Genomic DNA, 6,989 nt, shown 5'->3' with positions numbered 1-6,989 from the left:
CATGGTCGTCAGAGGGTGGGGGTGGAAGCCCGGTCTTCCCGCCTATACCGCCGTCCCAGGCACAGCCGTTCCCCGCAGGGTGGGACGACGGCAGACAGTGAGGATGGTGGGGTGGGTCCTCTTGTGGTCCGGGGCCGAACAGCAGTGCCGTGCGGATTGTCACGCTTGCTGTGGGATGTCACTCTGTTGGCATCTGGTTGATCGTGGAGAGCGGGCCAGGCCATGGCGGAGGATTTGTCAACGCGGGCTGGTACGGCATTGCCGCCCCGGTACCGATACCGAGCCACCCCTCCTTCGGGGTGGATTGTTCCTTCGGCGATGATGCCCATGTCCTTGATGGGAGGATTGAGCGGACCCTACTGGCGTTGGGCGTTGCTGTGGGCACTGCTGGTTTTTGGGGCCGCGATCATTCTGGATCGTCGTCTGACCCGCGAAATCACACTGTCAGGCGATAGTCGCCTGTCCATCCGTGGCCTAGGACAAAACGTCGAGGTCGACGTCCGGCAGCTCACCGAAGTACGGCTCCCGGTAGCGGCACGGTTGGGGTGTGGTTCAGCTCGGGTGCGCTGCGAGGGCGGCTCATTCCGGCTCTGGCCCAACGTCCGATACCTATCCGGTCCAGCCGACCACACCGGACTGCGGCCCGGACGCTGGTCCTCTGAAGGCTTCCGCGATCTGGTGTACCGCATGCATCTGATCAACCCTGAACTCACCATCCGACGAGTCCGACCACCGTCCTGGGTCCCGCCCTCTCACTGGCACTAGAGCGAACCCCGTGAGGCCCGTGACGGCAACACAAGCGAACAGGACCGCACCCGGACGACTGTCAGCAACACGACGTCGACGCGGCGCACCTTGATCACCTCGGGGCGGAACGAATTGATAAGGATGCGGTCGCTTGGTAAGGCCTGGCAGCCCAGCGCCGTGCCCGTTGCGTGCACGTTGGCAGAGGGAGCAGCGGGACTCGCGGTCACTCGCGGGCAGTTGATCTAGGGAGTGCCAGGTCACGGTTTGCCTGGTCAGGCCACAAGATCATGATCGGCTTCGATGCCCGCTGCTGTCCCCGCCCCCTTGACCTTGACCCCAAGTTCGCCTGTAGCCGGCCCTTCGGTACGGGTCGGGGTTGCCCTCGAATCACGGGCGCTATCGCGGGTGAGGACGGCTGCTGTACGTACAGCGGCGAAGTACAGCAACAGGGCTTATGCCAGTCCGTGCGACCGGATGGCGAACATATGGCTTGAACAGGGTGAGTGCGGCATGGCCTTCCGCGTCGGATCAGGCGGCCCGCACCGTGCAATCGGTCGTCGGCGTCCGCTCTGACCGCGATCACCAGGTCCGCACGGCCGGCGTACTCCAGCGTCGTCCTCATGCACAATTCCGAAGGGTTCGAGCAGTCGGTAACGCGGACGAGGAAGAGAGGCGGCCTAGTGCCCGTCGGGCTGGTCCAGGGCGAAGGGCCACTCCTCGAACCCGACGCAGCGGCCATCGGCGTCGAAACGCAGGATCCATAGGTCGCGCCAGCGCGACGGGTCGTCGCGCAGGTAGTCAACCCCGATCCGCACCACCGCCGTGTCGCCGTCGACGGCCACCACCTCGCTCGTCATCGTGAACGGCTCGTCGGGGCCGTGGCGCTCGGCGTCCCACCATAGGCCGAGCCGGGGCAGGCCCACGATCGGGTACGCCCACGGCGACGGCAGGTACGACACCTCCGACGAGAACAATTCGGCGAGCGGCTCGGTGCCCGGCGTGCGCCACGCCCGCTCGTACCCGGCGACCCACCTTTCGACGGCATCTCTGTCCACACCCGACATACTGCCAGCCGCCGGTCCGGCCTGCCGGCGGCGCCGACCAAGCACGCTGCCGCAAGGTCTGTCATGGGTCAAGGTGGAAGCCTGGTCATCCCGCCCGCCGTCGCCCCAATCGGAGATCTACCAGACCAGGCCCCTACGGTCGCGGATCGTTCTTCCAGTAGGGAGCTGCATCCTCGACCGTAGGGGCCTGGCCCGGTAGCGCTACGCGTGGGACGACGGCAAACGGGAGGACCAGGCAGGGAGTATCCATGCGCGGTCGGCGCAATCAGAGTGCCTCATCAGCGCTGAGGTAGGGAGATGTGAGCGAATCACCGCGAACGGTGTCCGGCCTTCTTTAGCATCCGCCTCGTGAGCAAACACCGGACCCTCCGCAGACCTCCGCCGTGTCAAAGACGCACACCGCATGGTGGGTCTGTGGTCGATCCGCCGGGCGCTAACCGCAGCCGCCGGGATCGGTGCCCTGGTCGCGCTGGTCACCGCTTATCGGCGGCAACGTGTTGACGAGGTGGCCCAGGCCCACACCGAACACGATGCCGCCGAACGCCAGGTCACCGATCTCTACGGCCAAGCAGTCGAGCAACTCGGCCATGACAAGGCCGCCGTACGACTCGGTGGGTTGTACTCCCTAGAGCGCCTTGGGCAAGACCATCCCCCGCACCGCCAAACCGTCATCGACGTCGTATGTGCCTAACCCGGTCACGGCAGCGCCGTGGCGGCCGAGTCTCCCGCCCTCGGCTCACCTGAGAGAGGGAGCGGGTTCCCCCACGCGGACGATCTCAGGCCGACGAAAAGCCGAGACGATCCGATCATGGCACTCAACACGATCCGGGCGGCCACGTCCGCCGGCGACACCGATCGGCCTGTCCCGAGATGGGCGGTCATCACCGCCCATGCGGTCCCCCTCGTCGTGCTGCCCTCGAGCCTGTGGCGGCTGCCCATCGCCTTCAACTTCGCCATGGGGCAGATAGACCCGGCCGCGCCGGGGTGGAGGTGGTTCGTCGTGCCCTACGTCTTCGGCCTGAGCCTGCTGACCGAAGGGCTGGCATTGCTCACGTTCGGCCTCGTGAGGAAATGGGGTGAGGTCGCGCCCGCATGGATCCCGTGGATCGGCGGGAAGCGCATACCGCCGGTCGCGGCGATCATCCCCGCGACCCTCGGCGGCCTGATACTGACCGTTCTATGGGGGTACGGGGTACTCGGGTACTGGCACATCGGCGGAATGTCCCACGTCGAATACACGAACGGGTGGTGGCATGCGCTCGCGACCGTGTGTATCACTCCGCTTGCGCTGTGGGGACCGATGCTGCTGGTGGTGACGTACGCCTACCACGTACGTCGCCGCCGCCCGGTCGCCGCCGACGTGCCACCGCATCCCGTCACCTGAGCCCCCATCGAATTCGACCGCGTTTCAGCGGCGACGAGCACGAGGACCCTGAATGCTCCTCACTTCGCGTTCATATATCGAATATCGCGCGAGTCTCACCGACGGCGACCTCACCGGTGTCACCCTCGACTGCGGCGACGGCGCGGCCGGTTTCGTCGCCGAGGTCGCCGCCGGAGGCGCCCGGGCACTGGCCGCGGATCCTCTCTATGCGTGCAGTGCCCCTGCGCTGGCCGAGCGACTGCCGATCGATCTCGCCAAGGTCTGCGATTTGATCAGTGCGAAGTTGATCTCGTTCAAATAGTTCTTGCCGCCGATTGCGGCGGCCGGGGCGGTCATGCGAGCCGCCGCCGCACGGGCCCTGGTGACGCGAGCCGCCACCGCGTGGATCGGTCAGGCGAGGCCGGCATCGTGGGCGAGGAGCGCTATCTGGGTCCGGTTGTCGAGGCCGAGCTTGGTCAGGATGTGCGACACGTGGGTCTTCACGGTGGCCAGGGTCATGCCGAGCGCGGTCGCTATCTCGGCGTTGTTGCGACCCTGCCCGATCGCCACCACGACGTCGTGCTCGCGCGGGCTGAGGGCAGCGAGGGTGGCCTTGGCCCGGGCGTACGCGCCGGCCTGGACGGCGACCCGGTCCATCAGCCGGCGGGTGATCTGCGGGGACAGGATCGGTTCGCCGGCCGCGACCTGCCGGACCGCCTCGGCGATCCGGGCCGGCGGGGTGTCCTTGAGCAGGAAGCCGCTGGCCCCGGCACGCAGCGCGTGCAAGATGTTCTCGTCGGTGTCGAACGTGGTCAGCACGATGATCTCGGGCGGCCGCGGGCGTGCCCGCAGGCGGCGGGTGGCGGTTATGCCGTCGACCCGGGGCATGCGCAGGTCCATCAGCACGACGTCGGGGGCGTGCGCGTCGGCCGCGGCCGGCGCCTGGTCGCCGTCGGCGGCCTCGCCGACCACGGCGATGCCCTGGGCGCCGTCGAGCATCATGGTCAGCCCGGCGCGGACGAGCGCGTCGTCGTCGACGACGAGCACTCGCACCGGCGGGGTCATGCCGGCCATGGTATCGACGCGTGCAGCCGGAACTCCCCGCCGACCGCCTGGTGGTCGAGCCGCCCGCCGGCCAGGTGAACCCGCTCGGTGAGCCCGACCAGCCCGGCGCCCCCGGACCACCCGGGCGGCGCCGCGCGCTCCGGCGTCAGCGCGTTGCGGACGTCGATCTCCAGGCCCGCGCCGGGCCCGCCGCGCAGGGCGACCTGGACCGGCTGGCCGGCGGCGTGTTTGCGGGCGTTGGTCAGGCCCTCCTGGATCACCCGGTACGCCGTGCGGGCCACCGACGGGGGCGCCTCGGCCGGCTCGTCCACCGCCTCGCGCAGCAGTACCTCGGTGCCGGCGTCGCGGGACTCCTCGACCAGGCGCGGGACGTCGGCCAGCACCGGCTGCGGGCGGATGCCGTCGCCGTGCGGCGGGTCGTCGTCACGCAGCAGCGAGATCACCTCGCGCAGCTCGTCGAGCGCCTGGTGCACGCCGTCCCGGACGACCCCCGCGGCCCGGGACAACTGCTCCGGTGAGGAGTCCGGACGGTACTCCATCGCGCCGGCGAACGTGGCCAGCAGCGACAGGCGGTGTGCGAGGACGTCATGCATCTCCCGGGCGATCTTGCGGCGTTCCAGCATGCGCGCCTCGGCCACCCGGCGGCCCTGCTCCGCCTCGGCGCGGCGGGCCCGGTCGTGCAGCGAGCGGATCAGCGCTTCGCGGGCCTGCGCCCACGCACCCCAGCCGAGCAGCGCACCGTAGCCTATTGTGACCAGCACCAGCCACCAGCCGTACGACACGCCGCCGTTGGACCGCCAGGCGCCCTGGACCGCATGCGCGGCGAGCCCGGCCACCGCCACCGCGATCGCAACCGGGAAGCGCCGGCGCCGCGCCACCTGCAGCGCGCCGATCGTGGCCGGTGGGGTGGCCGCCGGCGACACCGCGGCCAGCACGGCGAGCACGGCCGTGGTGGCGACCGGCCGCCACAGCATCAGCGGCGTCAGCAGCCAGCTCAGCGCGCCGGCCACGAGGTCGAGCGCGAGCAACGGGCCTGGCGGGCGGTCGATCCACCAGCCCAGGATCGTCATCGCGATCAGCACGCCGGACGCAACCAAGAGGACGGCGGGGTTGGGGCGGCGGTCACAGTCTTCCGACCCGAAGGAGAGGCTATTCACCCGGCGAGGCTAACCGGCCGGCGCCGGGCGCCGACACCTTCCAAAGTTGGTGGTCGAGTCTCCTAAGAGGGCGTCGGCGCGGCTCGCAGCCCGATGTGTCCACCCGGCCCGGGCCGCGATGCTCATCGGCATGACGAACGACATGCAGCAGACCGACATGACCAGGACCACCGCACGGCGTACGGGCCGCGCCATCACCGTCGCCGCGGGAGCGGCCAGCGCTCTCCTGCTGTGGGTCGTCAACGACCTCTGGGCCGGCATCGACCTTGCCGTCCGCCAGGGCGACGCCACCCAGCACATCGGCCCGGCCGCCGTCGTAGGGGCCGCGCTGATCGCCGGCATGGCCGCCTGGGGCCTGCTCGCGCTGCTGGAACGTACCGCCCGCCGCCCCGCCCGGACGTTCCGGATCACCGCGCTGATCGTGCTGGTGCTCTCGCTGGCCGGCCCACTGGGCAGCGGCGTCGGCACCAGCAGCCGGCTGGTGCTGCTCGGCATGCACCTGACCGTTGGGGTGGCGCTGATCATCGGGCTGCCCGGCCGGCGGGACTGCCGATAACACAGGTCCGAGAGTGAGGGCGCGCCACGGCGATCCCGAGGCGCGCCCTTGCATCCGGTCAGACGATGTTGGGCGGCGGGAAAAGCCTGTTCAGCACGGCGTGTGTGGCGTCCGCGCGCTGTGCGGTGCGCAGGGCGGCGTAGCCGAGGAGGCCGCCGAGGGTGTTGGCGATCAGGTCGTCGATGTCGACGGCGCGGCCGTTGCCGAGGGCGATGTACTGGAGCATCTGGGTGAGTTCGATGCCGAGGCTGACGAGGGCGCAGGTCACGGCGGTGCGGCCGAGGGTGCAGCCGTGGGAGAGCAGCGGCAGCAGGAAGCCGAGCGGGACGAACATGATCACGTTGGGGATCATGGAGATGTCGGCCGTGAGCAGCGGGATCGGCTGGACCTGCCCGATCCACGACGCTCGGTTGCGGTAGTCCCCGCCGTAGATCCACAGGGGGAAGAACGTGAGTGAGGCGACCGCTGCCGCGTAGAGAGCGGTGACGGCCCGGAGCGCCAGGGGGCCGCCGCGCCACCCGGGGACGTTGCCTCGTCGGCGTGCGAGGGCGACGAGAGTGAAGACCACGAGTGCCGGTCCGAGGACGGCGGCACGGTCAAAACACATCTCGCCAACATTCAGGCCAAGCTCACCGCCAGAAACCGCGTAGAGATCGCGGCCTGGGCATGGCGCAACGGACTCGTGGGACGCGGCACATGAACCTGTCGACGGCGCAGGAAGGGGGCAGACCGCCCTGTGCCGCTCCGCTGTGGGGACCCCTGGCGGTGCCCTCCTGGCGGAGGCGGACGCGCGCTCGGCCATGGTGGCCGTCGCGGTCAGATAGGCCGTGGCTTTCAAAAGCGGAGCTGAGGTTCCCCAGTCCGTGACAGGCCAGTCTCAGGACGTGGGGTGACACATCCGGCAGGCCGATCATGTTTGCGGTCTGGGATGCTCTGGCGCCTGTGTCTGAGCTTGTCCCGGGTGGGCGGCCAAGGCCAGCTGCCTAGTGTCCTCGGCGGTCAGTAGTGTGCAACCGCCTATCCGCAGCCGAGGATCT

8 protein-coding genes and 1 pseudogene are annotated in these 6,989 nt (G+C 69.5%); 4 read left to right on the top strand and 5 right to left on the bottom strand.

The genetic code is table 11. The features are described 5' to 3' along the window. Positions 1-1,424: 1,424 nt before the first annotated feature. Together HKK72_RS33885 and HKK72_RS33880 are read right to left on the bottom strand one after the other, a co-directional pair. A complete protein-coding gene (locus HKK72_RS33885) occupies positions 1,425-1,802 on the bottom strand; it encodes a nuclear transport factor 2 family protein (protein ID WP_222721480.1) in 378 nt (125 codons plus the stop codon). 442 nt (positions 1,803-2,244) lie between these two features. Beyond that, on the bottom strand, positions 2,245-2,400 hold the full coding sequence (locus HKK72_RS33880; protein ID WP_187238499.1) for a hypothetical protein: 156 nt from the start codon (positions 2,398-2,400) through the stop codon (positions 2,245-2,247). Positions 2,401-2,619: 219 nt separating this feature from the next. On the opposite strand from HKK72_RS33880, the gene HKK72_RS33875 reads away from it, so the two are divergent. Both HKK72_RS33875 and HKK72_RS33870 read left to right on the top strand, forming a co-directional pair. After that, positions 2,620-3,195 carry a hypothetical protein gene (locus tag HKK72_RS33875; RefSeq protein ID WP_187238498.1) on the top strand — a complete coding sequence of 192 codons (576 nt, stop codon included), beginning with the start codon at positions 2,620-2,622 and terminating at the stop codon, positions 3,193-3,195. Between the two features lie 52 nt (positions 3,196-3,247). Next, positions 3,248-3,496 carry a hypothetical protein gene (locus HKK72_RS33870; protein WP_187238497.1) on the top strand — a complete coding sequence of 83 codons (249 nt, stop codon included), beginning with the start codon at positions 3,248-3,250 and terminating at the stop codon, positions 3,494-3,496. Positions 3,497-3,585: 89 nt separating this feature from the next. On the opposite strand, the gene HKK72_RS33865 is transcribed toward HKK72_RS33870, so the two are convergent. Together HKK72_RS33865 and HKK72_RS33860 are read right to left on the bottom strand one after the other, a co-directional pair. Next, positions 3,586-4,248 (bottom strand): response regulator, encoded by a 663-nt coding sequence (locus tag HKK72_RS33865; protein WP_187238496.1) that lies wholly within the window; start codon positions 4,246-4,248, stop codon positions 3,586-3,588. After that, entirely contained in the window at positions 4,236-5,396 is a 1,161-nt protein-coding gene (locus tag HKK72_RS33860; RefSeq protein ID WP_315987588.1) for a sensor histidine kinase, read from the bottom strand. The genes HKK72_RS33865 and HKK72_RS33860 overlap by 13 nt, the downstream gene beginning before the upstream one ends. Positions 5,397-5,526: 130 nt before the next feature. Here HKK72_RS33860 and HKK72_RS33855 point away from each other — a divergent pair, with 130 nt between their 5' ends. Then, a complete protein-coding gene (locus HKK72_RS33855) occupies positions 5,527-5,952 on the top strand; it encodes a DUF6069 family protein (protein ID WP_187238495.1) in 426 nt (141 codons plus the stop codon). A 58-nt stretch (positions 5,953-6,010) separates the two neighbouring features. On the opposite strand, the gene HKK72_RS33850 is transcribed toward HKK72_RS33855, so the two are convergent. Further along, a complete protein-coding gene (locus HKK72_RS33850) occupies positions 6,011-6,559 on the bottom strand; it encodes a VanZ family protein (protein ID WP_187238494.1) in 549 nt (182 codons plus the stop codon). Between HKK72_RS33850 and HKK72_RS33845 the strand changes: the two are divergent. After that, positions 6,545-6,652, top strand: a pseudogene (locus tag HKK72_RS33845) (LuxR C-terminal-related transcriptional regulator); the annotation flags it as partial. The gene HKK72_RS33850 and the pseudogene HKK72_RS33845 sit on opposite strands and share 15 nt — an antisense overlap. Between the last annotated feature and the right edge of the window lie 337 nt (positions 6,653-6,989).

The sequence above is a fragment of the Actinomadura sp. HBU206391 genome (assembly GCF_014323665.1).
In the GTDB taxonomy this organism is placed as follows: domain Bacteria; phylum Actinomycetota; class Actinomycetes; order Streptosporangiales; family Streptosporangiaceae; genus Actinomadura_C.
This window is presented reverse-complemented; position numbering and strand designations above follow the sequence as displayed.